At 61.4% G+C, this 22,503-nt stretch carries 23 protein-coding genes; 15 read left to right on the forward strand and 8 right to left on the reverse strand.

The features are described 5' to 3' along the window. Positions 1-69 precede the first annotated feature (69 nt). From minC to minE, 3 genes are read left to right on the forward strand one after another with little or no spacing between them, the layout of a single operon-like run. On the forward strand, positions 70-819 hold the full coding sequence (minC, locus tag H4V96_RS21380; protein ID WP_196856193.1) for a septum site-determining protein MinC: 750 nt from the start codon (positions 70-72) through the stop codon (positions 817-819). Positions 820-856: 37 nt separating this feature from the next. Beyond that, positions 857-1,672: a septum site-determining protein MinD gene (gene minD / locus H4V96_RS21385; RefSeq protein WP_010393629.1), complete on the forward strand. Its 816-nt coding sequence runs from the start codon at positions 857-859 to the stop codon at positions 1,670-1,672. Between the two features lies 1 nt (position 1,673). Further along, positions 1,674-1,925, forward strand: coding sequence for a cell division topological specificity factor MinE (gene minE, locus H4V96_RS21390; protein ID WP_010393631.1), 252 nt, complete (start codon positions 1,674-1,676; stop codon positions 1,923-1,925). Between the two features lie 50 nt (positions 1,926-1,975). On the opposite strand, the gene H4V96_RS21395 is transcribed toward minE, so the two are convergent. Continuing rightward, on the reverse strand, positions 1,976-2,479 hold the full coding sequence (locus H4V96_RS21395; RefSeq protein WP_010393632.1) for a hypothetical protein: 504 nt from the start codon (positions 2,477-2,479) through the stop codon (positions 1,976-1,978). A 168-nt stretch (positions 2,480-2,647) separates the two neighbouring features. On the opposite strand from H4V96_RS21395, the gene H4V96_RS21400 reads away from it, so the two are divergent. From H4V96_RS21400 to H4V96_RS21430, 7 genes are all read left to right on the forward strand, one after another. After that, positions 2,648-3,337: a response regulator transcription factor gene (locus H4V96_RS21400; protein ID WP_070346018.1), complete on the forward strand. Its 690-nt coding sequence runs from the start codon at positions 2,648-2,650 to the stop codon at positions 3,335-3,337. Between the two features lie 91 nt (positions 3,338-3,428). Next, positions 3,429-4,703, forward strand: coding sequence for a glutamyl-tRNA reductase (gene hemA, locus H4V96_RS21405; RefSeq protein ID WP_010393637.1), 1,275 nt, complete (start codon positions 3,429-3,431; stop codon positions 4,701-4,703). 95 nt (positions 4,704-4,798) lie between these two features. Next, positions 4,799-5,875 carry a peptide chain release factor 1 gene (gene prfA / locus H4V96_RS21410; protein ID WP_010393639.1) on the forward strand — a complete coding sequence of 359 codons (1,077 nt, stop codon included), beginning with the start codon at positions 4,799-4,801 and terminating at the stop codon, positions 5,873-5,875. 143 nt (positions 5,876-6,018) lie between these two features. Continuing rightward, a complete protein-coding gene (locus H4V96_RS21415) occupies positions 6,019-6,489 on the forward strand; it encodes a disulfide bond formation protein B (RefSeq protein ID WP_196856192.1) in 471 nt (156 codons plus the stop codon). Between the two features lie 10 nt (positions 6,490-6,499). Continuing rightward, complete coding sequence (gene prmC, locus H4V96_RS21420) at positions 6,500-7,330, forward strand: peptide chain release factor N(5)-glutamine methyltransferase (protein WP_196856191.1); 831 nt, start codon at positions 6,500-6,502, stop codon at positions 7,328-7,330. Positions 7,331-7,545: 215 nt separating this feature from the next. After that, positions 7,546-9,141 (forward strand): glutamate--cysteine ligase, encoded by a 1,596-nt coding sequence (gshA, locus tag H4V96_RS21425; RefSeq protein ID WP_196856190.1) that lies wholly within the window; start codon positions 7,546-7,548, stop codon positions 9,139-9,141. A gap of 19 nt (positions 9,142-9,160) precedes the next feature. Then, complete coding sequence (locus H4V96_RS21430; protein ID WP_196856189.1) at positions 9,161-10,204, forward strand: histone deacetylase family protein; 1,044 nt, start codon at positions 9,161-9,163, stop codon at positions 10,202-10,204. A gap of 117 nt (positions 10,205-10,321) precedes the next feature. On the opposite strand, the gene H4V96_RS21435 is transcribed toward H4V96_RS21430, so the two are convergent. Next, positions 10,322-11,104: a LytTR family DNA-binding domain-containing protein gene (locus tag H4V96_RS21435; protein ID WP_010393652.1), complete on the reverse strand. Its 783-nt coding sequence runs from the start codon at positions 11,102-11,104 to the stop codon at positions 10,322-10,324. Then, positions 11,091-12,356, reverse strand: a complete 1,266-nt coding sequence (locus tag H4V96_RS21440; protein WP_196856188.1) for a histidine kinase — start codon at positions 12,354-12,356, stop codon at positions 11,091-11,093. The genes H4V96_RS21435 and H4V96_RS21440 overlap by 14 nt, the downstream gene beginning before the upstream one ends. Before the next feature lie 283 nt (positions 12,357-12,639). Between H4V96_RS21440 and H4V96_RS21445 the strand changes: the two genes are divergently transcribed. From H4V96_RS21445 to H4V96_RS21455, 3 genes are all read left to right on the forward strand, one after another. After that, positions 12,640-13,065 carry an organic hydroperoxide resistance protein gene (locus H4V96_RS21445; protein ID WP_070346014.1) on the forward strand — a complete coding sequence of 142 codons (426 nt, stop codon included), beginning with the start codon at positions 12,640-12,642 and terminating at the stop codon, positions 13,063-13,065. 124 nt (positions 13,066-13,189) lie between these two features. After that, positions 13,190-13,660 (forward strand): GNAT family N-acetyltransferase, encoded by a 471-nt coding sequence (locus H4V96_RS21450; protein ID WP_010393659.1) that lies wholly within the window; start codon positions 13,190-13,192, stop codon positions 13,658-13,660. Next, positions 13,657-14,334: a diphthine--ammonia ligase gene (locus tag H4V96_RS21455; RefSeq protein ID WP_010393661.1), complete on the forward strand. Its 678-nt coding sequence runs from the start codon at positions 13,657-13,659 to the stop codon at positions 14,332-14,334. The genes H4V96_RS21450 and H4V96_RS21455 overlap by 4 nt, the downstream gene beginning before the upstream one ends. Before the next feature lie 59 nt (positions 14,335-14,393). Here H4V96_RS21455 and H4V96_RS21460 read toward each other — a convergent pair whose 3' ends face one another. Together H4V96_RS21460 and H4V96_RS21465 are read right to left on the reverse strand one after the other, a co-directional pair. Next, on the reverse strand, positions 14,394-14,855 hold the full coding sequence (locus H4V96_RS21460; protein WP_010393663.1) for an FKBP-type peptidyl-prolyl cis-trans isomerase: 462 nt from the start codon (positions 14,853-14,855) through the stop codon (positions 14,394-14,396). 156 nt (positions 14,856-15,011) lie between these two features. Further along, positions 15,012-16,889 (reverse strand): potassium transporter Kup, encoded by a 1,878-nt coding sequence (locus H4V96_RS21465; protein ID WP_029496073.1) that lies wholly within the window; start codon positions 16,887-16,889, stop codon positions 15,012-15,014. Between the two features lie 238 nt (positions 16,890-17,127). Here H4V96_RS21465 and rarD point away from each other — a divergent pair, with 238 nt between their 5' ends. Next, positions 17,128-18,012: an EamA family transporter RarD gene (gene rarD / locus H4V96_RS21470; RefSeq protein ID WP_196856187.1), complete on the forward strand. Its 885-nt coding sequence runs from the start codon at positions 17,128-17,130 to the stop codon at positions 18,010-18,012. Positions 18,013-18,109: 97 nt separating this feature from the next. Beyond that, positions 18,110-19,780, forward strand: coding sequence for an energy-dependent translational throttle protein EttA (gene ettA, locus H4V96_RS21475; protein WP_010393671.1), 1,671 nt, complete (start codon positions 18,110-18,112; stop codon positions 19,778-19,780). A gap of 73 nt (positions 19,781-19,853) precedes the next feature. Here ettA and H4V96_RS21480 read toward each other — a convergent pair whose 3' ends face one another. From H4V96_RS21480 to H4V96_RS21490, 3 genes are all read right to left on the reverse strand, one after another. Then, complete coding sequence (locus H4V96_RS21480; protein ID WP_142303262.1) at positions 19,854-20,432, reverse strand: porin family protein; 579 nt, start codon at positions 20,430-20,432, stop codon at positions 19,854-19,856. Between the two features lie 572 nt (positions 20,433-21,004). Then, positions 21,005-21,367 (reverse strand): hypothetical protein, encoded by a 363-nt coding sequence (locus H4V96_RS21485; RefSeq protein ID WP_010393675.1) that lies wholly within the window; start codon positions 21,365-21,367, stop codon positions 21,005-21,007. Between the two features lie 302 nt (positions 21,368-21,669). Then, a complete protein-coding gene (locus H4V96_RS21490; protein WP_010393677.1) occupies positions 21,670-22,497 on the reverse strand; it encodes a Rossmann-like and DUF2520 domain-containing protein in 828 nt (275 codons plus the stop codon). Positions 22,498-22,503: the final 6 nt, after the last annotated feature.

The raw sequence follows: 22,503 nt of genomic DNA on the forward strand, positions 1-22,503 counted from the left end.
AATTTACTGCTCCCCATTGTTGCCGTACGGAACAGTTGGCCTGCCGCAGTTTCACTTTGATAAATTTTTATGCCCAAAAGCCCGTCGCAGAAGCCTATCGAAATCAAGATTTCCACCGTCGTCGCTGTCTCCGCCATTGTGCATAGTGCCGATACGCAGGCACTCGATGCCGCCTTGCGCGACATGACGGGAGGCGTGGCAGACTTTTTCGAGGACGACTTGGCCGTGCTGGACGTGGCCGCCTTGCCTCCAGGCAGCGTACCGGTCGACTGGGCCGCCCTGGTGGCCCTGCTGAAAAAATACCGTTTGAATGTCGTCGCCGTGCGCAATGCGTCGGCCGAAATGCATGCCGCCATCCTGGCGCAAGGCTTGAGCCTCGACAGCGGCAAGACGCGCGACGATGCACCGCCCAAGGATGGCCTGAAGGATAGCGCCACGGCCGCCGCCCAGGCCGGTGCCGAAGCGCAAGTGATGGTGATCGACACGCCAGTGCGAGCCGGCCAGCGCATTTATGCGCGCGGCTGCGACCTGATCATCACGGCCGTCGTCAACAATGGCGCCGAAATCATCGCCGATGGCAGTATCCACGTATATTCCTCGCTGTACGGCCGCGCGCTGGCGGGCGCCTCGGGCAACGCCCAGGCACGTATCTTCGCGCTTTCCATGGAACCGGAGCTGGTCTCGATCGCCGGCGTATACCGCACGTTCGAGGATGGTTTTCCAGTAGAAATGGCGCGCGGACCATCGCAAATTCGTTTGGCTGGAGACAGAATCGATATACACTCTGTCAATCCGGTCACTCCCGTGAACCGCTCTTAAGCTGCACAATTCAAGAGATATCTGAAAAGGATTATTTGTGGCAAGAATTATTGTTGTGACGTCCGGCAAGGGCGGTGTCGGCAAGACGACCTCTAGCGCCAGTTTTTCCACTGGCCTGGCCATGCGCGGCCACAAGACAGCCGTGCTCGACTTCGACGTGGGCCTGCGCAATCTCGACCTGATCATGGGTTGCGAGCGCCGCGTCGTGTATGACCTGATCAATGTGATCAATAAAGAAGCGACCCTGAACCAGGCCTTGATCAAGGACAAGCACTGCGACAACCTGTTCATTCTGCCTGCCTCGCAGACGCGCGACAAGGATGCCTTGTCGGAAGAGGGCGTGGAACGCGTGTTGAACGACCTGATCAACATGGGCTTCGAATTCATCATCTGCGATTCGCCGGCCGGTATCGAGCATGGCGCGCTGATGGCACTGACGTTTGCCGACGAAGCCATCATCGTCACCAACCCGGAAGTGTCGTCGGTGCGCGATTCAGACCGCATCCTGGGCATCTTGCAAGCCAAGTCGCGCCGCGCGCAGACGGGCGGCGAGCCGGTCAAGGAACATTTGCTGATTACCCGCTATTCGCCGAAACGCGTGGAATCGGATGAAATGCTGTCTTACCAGGACGTGCAGGAAATCCTGCGCATCCCGTTGGTGGGCATCATTCCCGAATCGGAACAAGTGCTGGCCGCCTCGAACCAGGGCAATCCCGCCATTCATTTCAAAGGCACGGACGTGGCGCAAGCCTATGAAGACGTGGTCTCGCGTTTCCTCGGCGAAGAGGTCGAGTTGCGCTTTACCAACTATGAAAAGCCTGGATTACTTCAGCGCATTTTTGGGGCGAAGTGATATGGCCTTGCTTTCTTTCCTGTTTCCCCCCAAGCCTAAGACGGCCACCGCGGCCAAGGAACGCCTGCAAATTATCATCGCCCGCGAACGTAGCGGACGCGACGGTCCGGACTTCCTGCCCGCCCTGCACAAGGAATTGATCGCCGTCATTTCCAAGTACACCAAGGTCAATGCCGAAGACATCAAAATTTCCTTGGACCGCCAGGGTAACCTGGAGGTGCTCGACGTCAACGTGGTGCTGCCGGACGCATAAGAGCCTGTTCCAGTAGATCAATACATCCCCTGCTGGGGTAGACTCCGGGTCTACTCCGGCCTGACCGTGAGCAATTCCTGCGCCACTGCGGCGCAGGCATTCACGTGCTGGTTGCCGATCTGGCGGAACACGGCGTAGCCGATGACGGCAGCCACCGCCTGGCCGGCGAACGGCACGAAGCGCGCCACCTGCTTGCTGGCGATCTTGACGCCACTGTGCTTGAGCAGCTGGAGTATCAGTTCGCGCGACACCAGTTTTCCCACCAGCATGCCCCCCATGCCGACCGCAGCGCGGTAGGCCATCATCTTGAACTGCGGATTGAGACGCTCGATCTGCTCGGGCGTCAGGCCGAATGCATGATTGATATCGTTGATCAGCATGGAAAACAGCCCAACATCGGACATCAGGTCGATGCCGGGAATGGGAATGGCCGAAGCGCCCGCCGACAGCATGGCACGCCGCTGCACCAGGTGCCGACAACGCTCGCGCACTTGCTCGATTTCGGCGCGACTGGCCGGTATCAGGGTCCAATCGGTGCTGCTCTTGTCTGTCATGACCATTTCTCCGCGGTAAGGGCTAGGTGAAGCAGTGTAACGTAACGGGCCGGCCCTCCGATTTCACTGGACACAGTTGCAATCTCTGTTATATTTCACTTCAGCATTCCTTAACATTACGATAAGCAGATCGAACCGTCTGTTTGTTGCTACACATTCCAGCCCATTATGCGAATTGCCGTACTCGATAGCGACCATAGCCAGGCAGAACTGATCTGCCAGGTGCTCACCGCAGCCGGCCACGCTTGCCACGAGTTTCAGAGTGGCAAGGAAATGCTGGGGCAACTGCGCAAGGACAGTTGCGACATGCTCATCCTCGACTGGCATGTAAGCGATCTGGACGGTGCCGAAGTATTGCGCCGTGCCCGGGAAAAACTGGCGCCGAAGGCACCCGTGTTGTTTATGACCAACAGCTCGGGCGAAGACGATGTCGTGGCCGGTATGACGGCTGGGGCCGACGACTATATGATCAAGCCCTTGCGGCGCAGTGAGCTGACCTTGCGCACCCAGGCGCTGCTGCGCGTGGCCTACCCGGCGCAAAATGGCGCCGAGTACTTGCAATTTGGTCATTATACGTTTGAAACTCGCCCCGCCCGCCTGCTCAAGGATGGCGCAGTGCTGGACGTGACGCACAAGGAATTCGCCCTCGCGCTGCTGTTTTTCCGCAACCTGGGCCGTCCCCTGTCGCGCGCCTACATCCACGAAGCCGTGTGGCAGCGCGACACGGCCCTGCCCTCGCGCACCATGGATACTCACGTCTCGCGCGTGCGCAACAAGTTGCAGCTGAAACCGGAACACGGTTACCGCCTCGTGCCCGTCTACAGTTACGGCTATCGCCTGGAAAAACTGGGCGGCTGAAGCCCACCGAGCCGCAGCAAAACAGGCGGACTGCTCAAAGAGCGGGCACAAGGCGTTATAATGTGGCATAAGAATTCCCAACAGCCCTGAAATGCAACTGCTCGCCGTCGGCCTCAACCATACCACTGCTCCAGTGTCGCTCCGCGAACAGCTGGCGTTTGCGCCTGAGCAACTGGGCCAGGCGGTGATGGCGGCGCGTTCCTGGTTCCAGCGCATCGACCTGCGCGACAACGACGAAGCGGCCATCCTCTCGACATGCAACCGTACCGAGCTGTATGCGGCCAGCCGTGTGCCTAACCCGCTCGACGCGGGCGCGCATTTCCTGGCCGATTATCACAAGCTCAATTACAGTGAGCTGCGGCCCCATCTGTATATGCTGCCGCAGCACGATGCGGTGCGCCACACCTTCCGTGTCGCCTCCGGGCTCGACTCGATGGTGCTGGGCGAAACCCAGATCCTGGGACAAATCAAGGATGCCATCCGCACGGCCGACGAAGCGGGTGGCCTGGGCACGTATCTGCACCAATTGTTCCAGCGCAGTTTTTCCGTCGCCAAGGAAGTACGCAGCAGCACGGAAATCGGTGCCCACAGCGTTTCCATGGCGGCCGCCGCCGTGCGCCTGTCGCAGCGCATCTTCGACAAGATTGCCGAGCAGAATGTACTATTCATCGGTGCCGGCGAAATGATCGAATTATGCGCCACGCACTTTGCCGCGCAAAACCCGAAAAGCATCACCATTGCCAACCGCACCATGGAACGCGGCGAGGAACTGGCGCACCGCTTCAATGGCAAGGCCATCCGCCTGGCGGACCTGCCGGAGCAACTGCACCAGTTCGACATCGTCATCTCATGCACGGCGTCATCGTTGCCGCTACTGGGCCTGGGCCTGGTCGAGCGCGCCATCAAGGCGCGCCGCCACAAGCCCATGTTCATGGTCGACCTGGCCGTGCCGCGCGACATCGAATCGGAAGTGGGCCGCCTGAACGACGTTTTCCTGTACACGGTCGACGATCTGGGCAAGGTCGTGCAGACGGGCCTGGAAAGCCGGCAAGCGGCCGTGGCGCAAGCCGAAGCCATCATCGAGACGCGCGTGCAATCGTTCATGAGCTGGGTCGATGACCGCGCCATGGTGCCCGTCATCCAGCATTTGCATGAAAACAGCGAAGCGCTACGCCTGATGGAAGTGGAACGGGCGCGCAAGATGCTGGCCAAAGGCGCCGACATCGATGCCGTACTGGAAGCGCTGTCGAAAGGCTTGACGGCCAAGTTCCTGCACGGTCCGCAACAGGCGCTGCACCATGCGCAGGGCGACGAGCGCAAGCAACTCGTTAGCCTGCTGCCGAAACTGTTCCGCCCCCGCCGTTAGCGCAGCCCCGCTGGCCGCCCGCGCGGCCGCCCCCTGCCCGCCTGCCGGGCTTGCCGTAGCCCTACCATCCCTACACTCTTTTACCGCGAATCGCTATGAAACCATCCATGCTGGCCAAACTCGATCAACTGGCGAACCGCCTGGTCGAACTCGACGAACTGTTGATGCACCCGGACGCCACCTCGAACATGGACAGCTACCGCAAGATGACGCGCGAGCACGCCGAGCTGGGCCCGCTGGTGGCACTCTACCGTTGCTACCAGGAAGCGGGCGACGATATTACGACAGCGCAAGAGATGCTGGGCGATCCGGACATGAAGCAATTCGCGCAAGAAGAAATCGAAGCGGCGAAAGCGACCATGGCGCGCCTGGAACGCGAATTGCAAACCATGCTGCTGCCGAAGGATGTCAATGACGAACGCAATATCTTCCTGGAAATTCGCGCCGGCACGGGCGGCGACGAATCGGCCCTGTTCGCCGGCGATTTATTGCGCATGTACTCACGCTTTGCCGAGCGCAACCGCTGGCAGGTCGAACTGGTCTCGTCGTCGGACTCTGACCTGGGCGGCTATCGCGAAGTGATCGTGCGCGTGGTTGGCAATGGCGCGTATTCGAAACTGAAATTCGAGTCGGGCGGCCACCGCGTGCAGCGCGTGCCGGCCACGGAAACGCAAGGCCGCATCCACACCTCGGCCTGTACGGTGGCGGTGATGCCGGAAGCCGATGAAGTCGAAGACGTCAACATCAATCCGGCCGACTTGCGCATCGACACCTACCGCGCCTCGGGCGCGGGCGGACAGCACATCAACAAGACCGATTCGGCCGTGCGCATCACCCACTTGCCGACCGGCATCGTGGTCGAATGCCAGGATGACCGCAGCCAGCACAAGAACAAGGCGCAAGCGATGAAAGTGCTGGCCGCGCGCATCAAGGACGTGCAATTGCGCGAACAGCAGTCGAAGGAAGCGGCCACCCGCAAGAGCCTGATCGGCTCGGGCGACCGCAGCGAACGTATCCGCACTTACAACTTCCCGCAGGGTCGACTGACGGATCACCGCATCAATTTGACGTTATACAAACTTGATTTCATCATGGATGGGGATTTGACGGAATTGACGAATGCGTTGGCGGCAGAACACCAGGCGGAGCTACTTGCAGCGCTGGGCGATTAAGTAACCCAAAGCAAGGACTGGGGTCGGACCCTAAGGGTCCGACCCCGGATTCTGCCTTTGGGTTTAAGTAGCGGCTAAGCAATAAATATCCGGCCTTGTGCGAGAATGCGTAGCCCGATTCCATCCACCTCACCGTGTCGCCCATGAAAAATTCACGTACCGTCCTCCTGTTGATCGCCGCCCTGTGTTTCCTGATGCTCGGTGTGGCCATGTATTTGCAGCATGCCATGAACATGGCGCCATGCCCGCTGTGCGTGATCCAGCGCTACCTGTTCCTCGCCATCGGCATCGCCTGCCTGGCGGGCGCGGTGGCCAAGCAGCCGAAAATCGGCGCCGGCATCGGCCTGCTCGCGGCCCTGGGCGGCCTGGGCGTGGGCGCCAAGCATTTGTACGTGCTGGCCCATCCCGGCTTCTCGTGCGGCATCGACCCGGTGGAAACGGCACTCAACAAGATTTTCACGGCACAAGTCATGCCCTTCATGTTTGAAGCGTATGGCGCCTGCGAAGACGCCGGCGCGCCGTTTTTCGGCCTGTCGATCCCGCAATGGGCGTTCGTCTGGTTCGCCCTTTTTACCGTAGGCCTGCTGTGGACACTGCTGCGCCGCAAAAAATAATAGACTATTCATGCCAGAAACATTGATCCCCGCCGGCAGCACTGTCGGCGCCCTGCAAATGCGTCCGCTACTCGACCCGCTCGACAATCGCATCCTGCTGGGCCACGCGCTGGGCCTGTCGCGCGTCTCGCTGATCACGCAATCGGAGCGTGTGCTGACGAACGACGAAGCAGCATGCCTGTCGGGCTTGCTGGCGCGCCGCCTGCGCGGCGAGCCGATCGCCTACATCGTCGGCCAGCGCGAATTTTTCGGCTTGCCATTCGAAGTGAACGATGCCGTGCTGATTCCCCGTCCCGACACCGAAGTGCTGGTGGAACTGGCGCTTGAACGCCTGCCCCCTGGCGGACGGGTACTCGACATGGGCACGGGCAGCGGCGCCATCGCCGTGGCGCTCGCCTACACGCGGCCCGACGCCGTCGTCACGGCCCTGGACGTCAGCAGCACCGCCCTGGCCGTAGCGCGCCGCAACGCCAGCGCCAACGGCGTCAACGTGACCTTCATGGCCAGCGACTGGTTCGAAGCGCTGGGCACGGAAAAGTTCGACCTGATCGTCTCCAATCCCCCCTACATCGCCAGCGGCGACCATCACCTGGCCGAAGGCGACCTGCGTTTTGAACCCACCGGCGCGCTGACCGACCACGCGGACGGCCTGTCGGCCTTGCGCACCATCGTCGCTGGTGCCGCGCGCCACCTGGCGTCAGGCGCCTGGCTGCTGCTGGAACACGGCTATGACCAGGCAGTGTCCGTGCGCGGCTTGCTGGCCGAGGCCGGCTACAGCAAAGTACAAAGCTGGCGCGACTTGGCCGGCATCGAAAGAGTCAGCGGCGCCCGCCTGGGCTGACCCCCTCGACGCGCGCGTTGCTTGATCCAGCAACGCGCCAGATCTCCCGCAGTTTGTTAAAATATCAAGCGAATTCCTGACCGAAGCGCCGTCCCCGTTCACCAGGGCGAACGCTGGCAACGCGGCGTTTTTTTGGCCGGTGCCGACGCATTTGCCAAAATTCGGTTAATCTCAGCACAAATAATTTATCTGCTGCACAAGAAAGGAAGCTCCAATTGCCCAACCTGTTGACTCGCCGCCTGGCATTGCTGACTAAAGATGCCAACCGCGCGCTGCTGGGCGGCTTGCGCGGCATCGAGCGTGAAACCCTGCGCGTCGACCATGCCGGCCATCTGGCTTCCACGCCCCATCCCGCCGCCCTGGGCTCGGCGCTGACGCACCCTGAAATCACCACCGACTACGCCGAAGCGCTGCTCGAATTCATCACGCCGGCTGAAAGCGACATCGCCACGACATTAAGCAAGCTCGATACCGTGCACCGCCATGCCTACAGCCGCCTCGGCGACGAGTTGCTGTGGAGCCAGTCGATGCCTTGCCAGCTGCCGCCCGAAGCGCAGATCGCCATCGCCAACTATGGCAGCTCGAACATGGGCATGCTCAAGCACGTCTATCGGCGCGGCCTGGCCTTGCGTTACGGCAAGGCCATGCAATGCATCGCCGGCATCCACTACAACTATTCGCTCGACGAGCAGCTCTGGCAGGTATTGCACAGCAATACCGCTACCAGCGCGCAACATGGGACGGCGACGCCGAAGGATGTGCAATCAGAAAGCTACCTGGCGACGATCCGCAATTTCCGCCGCTACAGCTGGCTGCTGATGTATCTGTTCGGCGCCTCGCCGGCCCTGTCCGCCGGCTTCCTGCGTGGCCGCGCGCACAAGCTCGACACCTTGTCCGACGACACCCTGTTCCTACCCTATGCCACCAGCCTGCGCATGAGCGACCTCGGTTACCAGAACGATGCCCAGTCCGGTCTGCGCCCGCATGAAAATAGCCTGGAAGACTACGTCAACGCCCTCACGCACGCCGTCAACGACCCATACCCACCGTATGCGGCGCTGGGCACAAAGAAAGATGGCGAGTGGATACAGCTATCGAGCAACGTGCTGCAGATCGAAAATGAATACTATTCGACCATCCGCCCGAAGCGCGTGATCCGCACGGGCGAGCGGCCCATCCAGGCGCTGTGCCTGCGCGGCGTGCAATACATCGAAGTACGCTGCATGGATGTCGACCCATTCGAACCGGTCGGCATCAGCCTGGAAACAGCCCGCTTCCTCGACGCCTTTTTGCTGTTTTGCGCGCTCGACGACAGCGCGCCCATCTCGGCCGAGGAAAGCGCCTGCTACACCAATAATTTCGCCCGCACCGTCAAGGAAGGCCGCACGCCGGGCTTGCGCCTGCGCCACAATGGCGAAGACATCACCCTGCAAGCCTGGGGCGAACAATTGCTGGCGCGCATCGCACCTGTAGCGGCTTTGCTCGACGCGCGCGAGCAAGGCAGCGCACATGCGGACAGCCTGGCGGCGCAAGCGGTCAAACTGGCCGACCCGGACGCCACGCCATCGGCCAAGGTATTGGCCGAGCTGCACGCCAACGGCGGCTCGTTTGCCGCCTTCGGCCTGCGCCAGAGTGAACGCCACGCCGCCTACTTCCGCGCGCAGCCGCCGACGCAGGAACAAAGCGCGTATTTCGAGCAGTTGGCGAGCAGCTCGCTGGCCGAGCAGCATGCCATGGAAGCGGCGCCCGCCGGCAGCTTCGACGATTTCGTCGCTGCCTACCGCGCCAGCACCCTGTGCCCGCACACCTGACCTTGCGCAAAGTGCCCCGATGCTGACCTTCTACAACGAATTGCACAGCCAGCACCGGGGCCGCTACGAAATGTTTCGCGGTGCCATCGTGCCCTGCTTCGAGACGCCCGAGCGGGCCGACATGGTGGTGGCCGAGCTGGCACGGCGCAACCTGGGCCGCATCGTCACGCCGCACGGCGTGCCGCTGACGTCACTCGAACGCATCCACACGCCGCGTTACCTGCATTTTTTGCGCCACGCCTGGCACGACTGGCTGGCGCTCGACCCCGACAACGCGGGCAAGGACGCGCTGCCGTCCGTGTGGCCCGTGCGTACCTTGCGCCACGACATCGAACCGGACAACTTCACGGCCAAGCTGGGGCTGTATTCGATGGACAATGGCACGCCGCTGACGGCCGGCACCTGGACGGCAGCCAAGACGGGCGCCGACTGCGCCGTCAACGCGGCGCATGCGCTGCGCCTGGGTGAACGGGCCACGTTTGCCCTGACGCGCCCACCGGGCCACCATGCGGGCAGCGATTTCTTTGGTGGCTACTGCTTCCTGAACAACGCGGCCCTGGCGGCGCAGCATTTGCTCGACGACGGCGCCCGCAGGGTCGCCATCCTTGATATCGATTATCACCACGGCAACGGCACGCAAAGCATTTTCTATGCGCGCGACGACGTGCTGTTCGCCTCGATCCATGCCGATCCGCGCAGCGAGTACCCGTTTTACCTCGGGCACGCCGATGAAACGGGCAGCGGTGCCGGTCTTGGCTACAACGTCAACCTGCCGCTACCGGCCGGCAGTTCCACGGCCAACTGGTTCGCGGCGCTGGAAACGGCCTGCCTGCGCATCAATATGTACGCGCCGGACGCACTGGTGGTGTCGCTCGGCGTCGATACCTTCGTCGGTGATCCGCTCTCGCACTTCGCCCTGCAAAGCGGCGACTACCTGCGCGTGGGCGAACGCCTGGCCCATCTGGGCCTACCCACCGCCTTCATCCTCGAAGGGGGCTATGCTGTCAAGGAATTGGGCATCAATGTGGTAAACGTGCTCGAAGGTTTTGAGACGGCTGAGTAAGTCTGGGGTCAGAATTCTGGGGTCAGACCCTCAACACCGCTAACGTCAAGCTCAGTGCCAACACAAACGAGGGTCTGACCCCGGCTTTATTGGGGGCTGACCCCGGCTTTAGCAGCTCTACATATTGCGAAACAAACTCATGAACGGCTGGCTCACGGCGAGGATCTCCCGGCGTGTTTTCAGGCGCAAGGCACCGCGCCCCACCTCGTCGCGCGTGACCGACGCCACCATCTTCATGTTGACGATGGTGGAGCGGTGGATCTGCTTGAAAATGGCCGGATCTAGCACGTCGAGCAATTCGCGTATCGGCTTGCGCAACAGCGCCTCGCCGTCCGCCGTCATGACGGCCGTGTACTTGGTGTCGGACTGAAAGTAGGCAATATCTTCCACCATGATCAGGCGCGTATCCTTGCCGCTGCTGGCCGTCAGCCACACCAGCGGCGGCGACTTGGCCGCCGCCGGCAAGGCGCTGCGCAATTGCTGCAGCAGGCCGGCCAACGCGCCATCGCCCGCCGTCACCTTGCCGGCACGCGCCTGGACGCGCTGCAAGGTCGCTTGCAGGCGCTCGCGGCCGATAGGTTTCAATAAGTAATCGACGGCACCCTTGTCAAAGGCATCGATCGCGTACTGGTCGTAGGCGGTGACGAACACCACTTGCGTGCCGGGACTGGCCTCGAGCGCGCCGGCCGCCACTTCCAGCCCCGTCAGACCCGGCATGCGAATATCGAGGAAGGCGACATCGGGCTGCAAGGTGGCGATGGCGTCGAGTGCCGTGCCGCCATCGTCGCAAGCGGCGACGATGCGCAGCGACGGCCACGCTTCAGCCAGCAAAGCCACCAGCGCATCGCGCAACAGGGTTTCGTCTTCGGCAATGACGCAAGTCATCTCAGGCTGATGCATACGCCCCTCCTTGCGCCGTGCCGTCCGGCAACGTGATGGTCGCCGTCACGCCATCAGGGAAATTGGCAACAATGGCAAACGCGGCGGCATTGCCATAGATCAGGCGCAGGCGTTCGCGCACATTGCGCAGGCCGATGCCCGTGCCAGCGCCGTCGTCACTGAAACCCTTGCCATCGTCGGCCACCGTGACAATCACCGTGCCGTTGCCGCTGCGCGCCATGATCCACACAGTGCCGCCGCCGCTCTTCGGCTCCAGGCCATGCTTGATGGCGTTTTCCACCAAGGTTTGCAGCATCATTGGCGGCAGCTCCACCTGGCGCAGGTATGGCGGTACCTCAATTTGCAGGTTCAGGCGCGCACCCATGCGGATTTTCAAAATATCGAGGTAGGCGCGCGCCCGTTCCAGCTCCGTGCCCAGGGTCGACATGGCTTGCTCGGTGCGCGGCAGCGAGTGGCGCAGGTACAAAATCAGGTTGCCCAGCATCTCGTCGGCGCGCACCGGGTCGCTGCGCGTGAGCAACTGCGCGCTGGCCAGGGTGTTGTACAGGAAGTGCGGTTCGACCTGCGCGTGCAGCAGGCTCAGCTTGGCCACCGTGAGTTCCTTTTCCGTCACCGTCTGGCGCGCCTCGGCCTGCTCGCCGCGCCGGCGCTGCGCCACCCGGCGCGTCATCGCCCGCGTCACCGCTTCCGCATTTTCCAGGTTGCTGCCATGGTCGACGAGAAACCAGTCGGTCCACGCACTGCGCGCCGGCTCGCAGATCAGGGTCACGCTGCCCGCCTCGCCATTCGGCGTGACGGTGGCGAGGATCTGGTTCGGCCGCGGCTCGATGAATCCCAGCAAGCGCATGCGCGGCAAGCCCGTGTGCGTGTACGGCGCCGCGCGGCGCACGCAGGCCTGCACCTGCAAGCTGTCGCGCGCGCTTTCGACCACTTCGCTGCCCGGCAATTCACGGATGGCCGCGTCGATCATGTCGAACACCTCGCCCGCCTCGAACGGGATCTCGATCTGGCGCCGCTGGCGGCTCGACAAGGTGCTGGCGTTGACGGTGCCGGCGATCAGGCGCACGCGGCGTACATGCGAAAACGCATTCGTGATGACGGCGCCGGCCAGCAGCGCGCCGACGATGACAAAGAAGCCTTCCGTGTGTTGGAAGATGTGGCGCAGAAAGGTCTCCACCAGAAGGGCGGTGGCGATGATGTAGGTGAGCATCGTGACTAGGCAGATGCGCAGGATAAAGAAGAGGCTAGTCATGATTTTTCCTTGGGGTTTGAAGTGGGCCCAGCATAACCATCGCCCCCGGCGACGCTGGCCATTATGCGATGGAAGGGCAATACTGGCGACAAAGGCAAGAAAATAAAGCGCAAATATACGTCGCCTCAAAATAAAATAGCTTGCAATTAAATAGTGCGCGATATATATTGTGTACATGGACGCCGGCAATTGCTTCTACAGACGGGCATCCTGGGGCCACGGCCCACGAAACAAGTAGCACACTATTTAGTAGTCACCTATTTATCTATCTAAAGGAACCATCATGTCGATCAAACAAGTACTGTACCGCGCGCAAGCTACCGCCACCGGAGGCCGCGAAGGCCGTGCCGTGTCGTCCGACAATGTGCTGGACGTCAAGCTGACCACGCCAAAAGAACTGGGCGGCAATGGCGCCGTGGGCACCAATCCAGAACAACTGTTCGCCGCCGGCTACTCGGCCTGCTTCATCGGCGCCATGAAATTTGTCGGTGGCCGCGACAAGATCGCCTTGCCGGCGGACCTGTCCGTCGAAGGTCACGTCGGCATCGGCGCCATCGACACGGGCTTCGGCATCGAAGTGGAACTGAAAATTGCGCTGCCAGGCATGGAACGCGCCGCCGCCGAAGCGCTGGTCGCCGCCGCCCACATCGTGTGTCCGTACTCGAACGCCACGCGCGGCAACATCGACGTCACCCTGACGATCGTCTAAGAGCACCTGGCATAGGCTGTAGCGCGTCGCGCTTCGCCATCCAAACCGCACTGTCTTTATGGCAATGCGGTTTTTTGCGTGCAGCGTTAAAATAGCGTTCTTTGACTCATTTTTCGGAGCACGCATGATCGCCTGGCAATGGAACACTTTCGACGAACTCGGTCCCCGCGATTTGTACCAGGTGCTGCAATTGCGCCAGCGCGTGTTCATCATCGAACAGCAATGTATTTATCCGGACCTCGATGGCTACGACCAGCAAGCCATGCACTTGCTGGGCTGGCAGACAGTCGATGGCCAGCGCCGGTTGGTCGCGTATCTGCGCGTGTTGGCGCCGGCCGCCAAATACGTGGAAATGTCGCTGGGCCGCGTGCTGACGGCGCCCGAAGCACGCACCACGGGCGCCGGCAAGCTGCTGCTGGCGGAGGGCATCGCACGCGCCGAACGCCAGCACCCTGGACACGCCATCCGCATCGGTGCGCAGCACTACCTGGAGCGCTTCTACCAGTGCTTCGGTTTTGTCACCGTCAGCGCGCCCTACGACGAAGACGGCATAGCGCACATCGACATGCTGCGCACGGCGAAAACAACAGCATGACGACGGCCCTCATTTCCTGGAGCGGTGGCAAGGATTCCTGCCTCGCTCTGTGGCGCGCACGCAACGCCGGCATGGCCGTGCCGCTGCTGATCACGGCCATGGATGAAGATGGCCGCAAATCGCGCTCGCACGGCGTGCCGCCGGCATTGCTCGAAGCGCAGGCGGCCAGCCTGGGTGCACGCCTGCAGCGCTATCATGCCAGCTGGGCCAGCTACGAAGAGAAATTCATCGCCATGCTGCGCGCGGCGAAAGCCGAGGGTATCGCGCACGCCATCTTTGGCGACATCGATTTGCAAGCACACCGCGACTGGGAAGAAAAAGTCTGCGCTACGGCCGGCCTGACCGCCCACCTGCCCCTGTGGGGCGAAGCGCGGCGCGCGTTGGTCGACGAGTTTCTCGCCGCCGGCTTCAAGGCCATCGTCGTCTGCATCAATGGCCAGCACCTGCCACGCGATTTTTGCGGGCGCGAGTTCGATGCATCCTTCCTGGCCGACCTGCCACCCGGCGTCGATGCCTGCGGCGAAAACGGCGAATTCCACACCTTCGTCTACGACGGCCCCGCGTTCAGCGCACCGGTGGCGCTACGCCGCACGCAGGTACTGCAATATGACGCGCCAGCCACGCTGGGCGGCGCCACGTATTACTTCCAGGAACTAGCCCCGCCCGAAGCGTAAACGGCCGCCAAAGCAGCGATTCCGTGGAATCGCCCTTGGTCGCTGCGCCTTGCGCGTGCTTATTTTTTCGTCACGCCGATCAGCTTGACTTCGAACAACAAGCCGGCATAGCCGGGAATTTTCGGCGGGCTGCCCGCCTTGCCATAGGCCAGGTCATACGGAATGGCCAGCGTGCGCGTACCACCGACCTTCATGCCGACCAGACCGCGGTCCCAGCCCAGGATGACCCGGCCAATGCCCAGAACGAAATCAAAACCGGCTCCTGCCTGGCTCGCATCGAACTGCGCGCCCTTGTTGCCCGGCTTGCTGGCGTCATACAGCCAGCCCGTGTAAGTCACCAGCAGCGTATCGCCCGCTGCCGCTACCGTGCCGGTGCCATCGACTGGATTGGTAATGGTGAGCTCTTTTACCTGTGTATTCGGGTCGAGCACGACCGGCTTCTCGGTGTTGGCAGCAGCACCGCAAGCGGTCAGGGCCACGGCGCAAGCAAACGTGGCGATCAATTGAAATACCGATTTCATGGTTTCCCTTTAAATATTGGTGTATGACTCAAGCCCGTACGGTGCGGACCGGTGCGGGCTGCAGTTTAACAGGTGTCGCCGGGCGCATTTGTAAGCAGACGTAAGCCCGGCGCTCAATGCGGCAACAATACAACGTTGCCACTATAACCAAAATATCTAAATTTCCACCTGCGTGCCCAGTTCGATCACCCGATTGCTCGGGATCTGATAGTAGTCGGCCGCCGTGCGCGCATTGCGCGACATGGTGACGAACAGATGCTCGCGCCACGGCATCATGCCGGCACCCGGCGTCGAGATGATGGTCTGGCGCGCGATGAAGAACGACGTTTCCATCATTTCGATATCGAGTCCCTGCTCGGCGCAGCGGGCCAGCGCCGCCGGAATATCAGGTTCATCCTTGAAGCCGTAATGCACGTTCACCTGGTAGCACTGGTGACCGAGACCCACCACGCGCACCTGCTCGGACGGCACCACCCACGGCTCCTCATGCATGAAGACGGTGAGGAAAATGACGCGTTCATGCAACACCTTGTTGTGCAACAAGTTATGCAGCAGCGCGTGCGGCACGCCATCGGTCTCGCCGCGCAGGAAGATGGCCGTGCCGGGCACGCGCAGCGGCGGCGCGATGAATAGCGACGAGAGGAAGTCCTTGAGCGGGATCGCATGCTTCTCCAGGTTCTGGAACACCAGCTGGCGCCCCCGCTTCCAGGTCAGCATGATGGTAAACAGGATGGCGCCCAGCAGCAGCGGGAACCAGCCGCCGTGGAACAGTTTCAGGGCGCTGGCCGAGAACAGGTTGACGTCGATGATCAGGAAGAACCCGGTGGCACCCCAGCACAGCAGCAAATTCATCTTCCAGCGGTAGCGGATGACGAAGAAGGTCAGGATCGTGGTGGCCAGCATGGTGGCCGTGACGGCGATGCCGTAGGCGGCGGCCAGCTTTTCCGACGAACCGAAACCGACGACGGCCATCAGCACCACGGCCAGCTGCAGCCAGTTCACGGCAGGAATATAAATCTGCCCGATTTCACTTTCCGATGTGTGGCGCACGCGCATGCGCGGCAAAAAGCCCAGCGCGATGGCTTGCTTGGTCATCGAGAACGTGCCGGAAATGGTTGCCTGCGAAGCGATCACGGTAGCCATGGTCGACAAAATCACCAGCGGATACACGCTCCAGGCGCCCAACTGCTGGTAGAACGGATTGGAAATGGCTTCCGGGTGCGCCAGCAGCAGGCCACCCTGGCCAAGATAGTTCAGCGCCAGCGCGGGAAAGGCGATCAGGAACCAGGCCATGCGGATCGGCTTCTTGCCGAAGTGGCCCATGTCGGCGTACAGCGCCTCGGCGCCCGTCAGTGCCAGCACCACGGCGCCCAGCGACAGGAAGGCGATACGACCGTTGTCCATCAGGAAAGCGACCGCGTGCAGGGGATTGACGGCGGCCAGGATGGCTGGCGACTTGATGATATTGACCACGCCCATGCAGGCGAGCGCGACAAACCATATCAGCATGATGGGCGCGAAGAAGCGGCCGATGCCGGCCGTACCGTGTGACTGCACCGAATACAGCGCCACCAGCACGGCGATCGTCAGCCACACCACGTACGGGCTGAAGGCAGGCGTGGCCACTTCCAGACCTTCGATGGCAGAAAGCACGGAAATGGCAGGCGTGATCACGCTATCGCCATAGAACAGGGTGGCGCCAAACACGCCGATCACCATCAGCGGCACATGCCAGCGCGAGGACTTGCTGACGGACGACAGCACCAGCGCCATCAGGGCCATGATGCCGCCCTCGCCGCGGTTGTCGGCACGCAGCACCAGGGTCACGTACTTGAGCGAGACGATCAGGGTCAGGCCCCAGAAGATCAGCGAGACGATGCCCAGCAGGTTGTTATGCGTGACAGACAAGCCGTGGGCCGGGTCGAAGACCGTTTTCAGGGTATATAACGGACTAGTGCCGATATCGCCGTAGACGATGCCGACGGCAGCCAGTGTCAAGCCAACCAGGCTGCTTTTTTTATGTTCCGACGTCAAGATTGCACCCGTTTTTGTTTTGTTGCATCGCACAATATGATAGGTATTAGCAAATAGCAAGAGTATTTTTGCATGGTTCCGCAGCTGCCCCAAGGTCATGGTTTTGTGCCGCTCCGCCTTGCTGCGCGGGCTTGCGGCCATCGATTTGTTGCCATTCTACGCTTCGCTGGCGGCGCCGGGCAGCCCCCGGTGTTTTCAGCCATAATGACAGGCTGTCTACTCTCAAGCAAACCCCACCATGAATCCAGGCATGCTCTACGCCTCCCTCGCCTTCCTGTGCTGGGGTCTGTTCCCCCTGTATTTCCACGCTATTGATGAGATCGCACCGCAAGAAATCCTGGCGCACCGCATGGTCTGGTCACTGTTGTTTCTTGGCATCGTGCTGACCGTGCGCCGCCAATGGGGCTGGCTGGGCAGCCTGAAAGCACGGCCCAGGGTCGTGGCCAGCTTCGTCGCCAGTGCGTTTTTGCTATCGACCAACTGGTTCATCTATATCTGGGCCGTCAATAACGGCCATGTGGTCGACGCCAGCCTCGGCTATTTTATTACACCGCTGGTCAATGTCATGCTGGGGGTTTTGCTGCTGCACGAGCGCCTGCGCCGACTGCAGTGGCTGGCCATCAGCCTGGCCGCCTGCGGCGTAGCCTGGCTCACTTGGCAGGGTGGGCAAGTGCCCTGGATCGCCCTGCTGCTGGCGGCCACCTTTGGCGGCTATGGCTTGCTGCGCAAGACAGCCGCGCTCGGTGCACTGGAAGGCCTGTCATTCGAAACGCTGATCCTGTTCCCTCTGGCCCTGGCCTACATGCTGTGGCTGGCCTGGCACGGCCAGAGCGGCTTCGTCAATACTGACGCGTCCGCCACCCGTGCACTGCTGCTGGCGTCCGGTCCCATCACGGCCATTCCCCTGCTGCTGTTCGCCGCCGGCGCGCGCCGCCTGCCGCTCGCCGTGCTGGGCTTATTGCAATACATCGCCCCCACGGGCCAACTGCTGATCGGCGTATGGGTCTTCCACGAATCGTTCACCCCAGAGCGCATGCTGGGCTTCCTCGTCATCTGGACGGCACTGGCTCTGTACGCTGCCGAAGGGCTGTGGACGGCCCGCAAGGCGCGCGCCAGCGCCTAGTCTTGCCCCTGGCGTCCGTTTCCACAGCGCGCAGCGCTGGCCGGAAGCGGGCGTTTACCGTATCCTGTGCATCTTTGTATATCACCCGAGATTTCTAATGGCAAATTACGTCTACACCATGAATCGCGTGGGCAAAATCGTTCCGCCCAAGCGCCAGATTCTGAAAGATATTTCCCTCTCCTTCTTCCCAGGCGCGAAGATCGGCGTGCTGGGCTTGAACGGCTCCGGCAAATCGACCCTGCTGAAAATCATGGCAGGCATCGACACCGACATTCAGGGCGAAGCGGTGCCGATGCCGGGCTTGAACATCGGCTACCTGCCGCAGGAACCACAACTGGATCCGGAAAAGACCGTGCGCCAGGAAGTCGAATCAGGCCTGGGCGAAGTATTCGAAGCACAAGCCAAGCTCGAAGCCGTGTACGCCGCGTATGCCGAGGAAGACGCCGATTTCGACGCCCTGGCCACGGAACAGGCACGCCTGGAAGCGATCATCTCGACTTCCGACGGTGGCAATTTGAATTTGCAGCTGGAAATGGCCGCCGACGCACTGCGCCTGCCACCATGGGACGCCAAGGTCGGCGTGCTGTCGGGTGGTGAAAAGCGCCGCGTGGCGCTATGCAAGCTGCTGCTGTCCAAGCCTGACATGCTGCTGCTCGACGAACCGACCAACCATCTGGATGCGGAATCGGTCGACTGGCTGGAACAATTCCTGCTGCGCTTCCCCGGCACCGTGGTGGCCATCACCCATGACCGCTACTTCCTCGACAATGCGGCCGAATGGATCCTGGAGCTGGACCGCGGCAGCGGCATTCCATGGAAGGGCAATTACTCGACGTGGCTGGAACAGAAGCAAGCCCGCCTGAAGCAGGAAGAATCGACCGAATCGGCGCGCCAAAAAGCGCTGCAGAAGGAATTGGAATGGTCGCGCCAGAATCCGAAAGCGCGCCAAGCCAAGTCGAAAGCGCGCCTGGCCCGCTTCAACGAACTGTCCGAGCACGAATACCAGAAGCGCAACGAAACGCAGGAAATCTTCATTCCCGTGGCCGAACGCCTGGGCAATGATGTCATCGAGTTCAAGAACGTGTCGAAAGCGTTCGGCGACCGTTTGCTGATCGACAACCTGAGTTTTACCGTACCACCAGGCGCCATCGTCGGCATCATCGGCCCCAACGGCGCCGGTAAGTCGACCTTGTTCAAGATGATTACCGGCAAGGAACAGCCGGATAGCGGTGAAGTGGCCATCGGGCAGACAGCGCGCGTGTCCATCGTCGACCAGAATCGCGGCGACTCGCTGTCGGACAGCAAGACTGTCTTCCAGGACGTGTGTGGCGGCGCCGACATGTTGACGGTCGGCCGCTTCGAAATGCCGTCGCGCGCCTACCTGGGCCGCTTCAACTTCAAGGGCGGCGACCAGCAAAAAATCGTCGGCAATCTGTCCGGCGGTGAACGTGGCCGTCTGCACCTGGCCAAAACCCTGCTGATGGGCGGCAACGTCCTGCTGCTCGATGAACCGTCGAACGATCTGGACGTGGAAACCTTGCGCGCGCTGGAAGACGCCTTGCTGGAATTTGCCGGCAGCGTCATGGTCATTTCGCATGATCGCTGGTTCCTCGACCGTATCGCCACGCACATCCTGGCATTCGAAGGCGATTCGCAGGTCACCTTCTTTGACGGCAACTATCAGGAATACGAAGCCGACAAGAAGAAACGCCTCGGTGACGAAGGCGCGAAACCAAAACGTATCCGCTACAAGCCATTGACGACCTAAGTTTTACGGTTGTCCATGCAAAAAAGGCAGTGACCTCGCGGTGACTGCCTTTTTTTTCAGCACTTCTAAACCTTTAGAAGTTGTAGCGTGCGCCTAAGGCCAAGCCGGTAGCCTTGCGGCCCTGGTCGGCGCTCTTGCCGAAGTGTTCCACTTCCGCCGTCAGCGAGACTTTCTCGTTGAGCGCGTACTGGGCACCGACGGAAGCGTACACGCCCGTCTTGTTATTGCCGCTGATGCCAGTCGACAGGCCGGTGCCGCTCAAGCTATTGTTGACCTTGGCCACGCCGAGCTTGCCGAACACGCCCACTTTATCGCTGACGGGCATGCTGACCTTGCCGGCCAGGTAGTAGCCGTGCGAATCGCTTTTTACGGAACCGTTGCCAGCGCCCGTGACATAGCTGTAATCCTTGCTGCCGAAATCGGCGTAACCGCCCTCGACCGCCCAGGTTTTATCGAAGTCGTAACCGGCGAAGACCTTGGCCCCGGCCTTGTAGCCGCTGTGATTATCGGCGCTGGTGGCGCCGGGAATATCAAAATTGTAGCGGTTGCCCGTGATGCCGGCGCCCACATACGCGCCCTCGGCGTGTGCGGCGCTCATGCCAGTCAGTGCGGTGACGGAAGCGATCATTGCAAACAGGATTTTCTTTTTCATCATGTTCTCTTTCAATTGGTTGACGTGCCTGGATTCGCAGTTCAGGGAAGTGCGATGACTACACAATAACAGCCGAAAAAAGCCACGTCTTTCCTCATTGCGTAAGAACTGTGACAAGATGTAAGCTGAAATTGCAAAGTGCCAATAACGTCAAAATGTACGTAGTTGAAAGAACTTAAGCTAGACTTAAGAGCATTACGGCGCTGGCGAATGTGCCGGCACGTACCATTGGCTCACCCTGGAATACGCGGGCAAGGCACATGCCCTGCGCCGGCTGCAGCCGGTCGATGTCCTGCAGGCGACGCAGCCTGCGGAGCAAGGCGGTGTCAAGACTTTGCTGCGCGCCATCGATGGCGATGCGGCAGCAATGACCGTGGCGCAGGCGCGCGCACGGCGTTCTACGGTCGCCCCCGCCTCGACGCACAGGCGATGGCGCTGCGCGGCCTGGGGCCGCTATTGGCATCCATGCTGCAGGCCGCATCGCGGCCATGGCGGCACTGGGCCTGGCCAAACGTTGCGCCAGTTGCCCGTGGGCACTGCATCACATCAGCGTGAAAGCAGCTTGATACAGATTAAGCGTAGGCTTCGGCCATCGACATCACGCGCGGCGCGATCGTGATCCCATATTGCTCGAACAGGGCCGTGATGGCCGCCAGGTTCTGCGTGCACTCTTCGGTTTTCCAGCCCTTGAAGAGATCCGTGCCATCCTTCTGGAAATGCAGGTCCAGCACCTTGCCCTGATCCTTGTGCAGGTAGGGTGAACTATAGGTGTTCTCGTAGCCGAGCGCCTTCAATTGTTCCAGCAACACATGCGGCGGATGATCGGGATCAGTGGCGAGGAAAATGCCAAAGGTCTTGCCCGGTGGTTTGGCGGCGATATCAACTTCATAAATGCCGGGGGCCTTGCTGACAGACGTACTCTTTAAAAATAACATACAACACTCCCTGCGCGTAGTGTCCTGCGCCGAAAACGAGCGACAAGACAGGGGCGATGCGCAATGATTCCCATGTTTAAATCTTATTGCTAATTTGCATCTTTGTCGACAAATCGGCACTTTTATTTGGTGAGTCGTGGTTATCTTGTCGCGTTCGCCATGGAAGATTATTAATAATGCAAGTTATTATGGCGCCAATACTTGGCCTGCTGCCGACTTCCGGCTTGCTTGAAGAATGCCCTCAACCAAGCGGCTTGGGCCAAGATTCGCAGGCCCTGGTCACGACGTGCATGCGGCCTGATTCATCCGCCGCGCTTGCGCCTGGCCAGATCTTGCGTGGGCGCCACCAGCGCCCGGTACATTTCGCCCGTGGCGGCATCCCAGCTTTGCACCGCCTGCTGCTGGCGTTGCACGGTGGCCACATCGCCGCGTGCGATAGGGCCGGAAAGCGCGGGCGCGGCGCCCAGACGGAATACATTGGCCACCGCTTCCGTCACCAGGGGCTGCGCCAATTCGCGCGCCACCGCCTCGGGAATGCCAGCAGCCTGATAAGCGCGCAGGGCGGCATCGAGCACGGTCACCAGATAATTGCTGGCAAACACGGCAGCGGCGTGATACAGGGTCTTGGCAGCCGGATCGATGGGCACCGGACGCGCACCGATGGCGCTCAAGGCGGGCATCAGGAAGGCCAGCGCCAGCGGAGCGCCTTCGACGCCGCAAAACGTGCCCTCAAAGGTGGCGGCCACCTGTTGCGGGTCGGCAAAGCTGCGAATCGGATGCGCGCTGGCCACCGAGGCGCCGGCTTGCGTCGCGGCCAGCAGCACGTTCGACGCCAGCGCGCCGCTACAGTGAAACACGATGGCGCCCGCCTGCCGTCCTTCGGCCACCAGTGCCGCGCAGGCCGGGCCGATCTGGTCGTCCGCCACGGCCAGCATGGTGACGTCGGCGCCGCGCAAGGCCGCATAGCTGGCGACGGCGGTGCCGGCACCCATAAAATCGACCGCTGCCTGCGCCGACGCCATCGAGCGCGTCAGCACATCTTGCAGCACGATGCCATCGACACCGGCGAACAGGCGGCCCAGTACGCGACCGACATGGCCGGCGCCGATAATATTGAAGGTCAGGTTCATGGCAAA

Origin of the sequence: Janthinobacterium sp. CG_23.4 (genome assembly GCF_029892305.1) — a bacterium.
Lineage (GTDB): Bacteria > Pseudomonadota > Gammaproteobacteria > Burkholderiales > Burkholderiaceae_D > Janthinobacterium > Janthinobacterium lividum_D.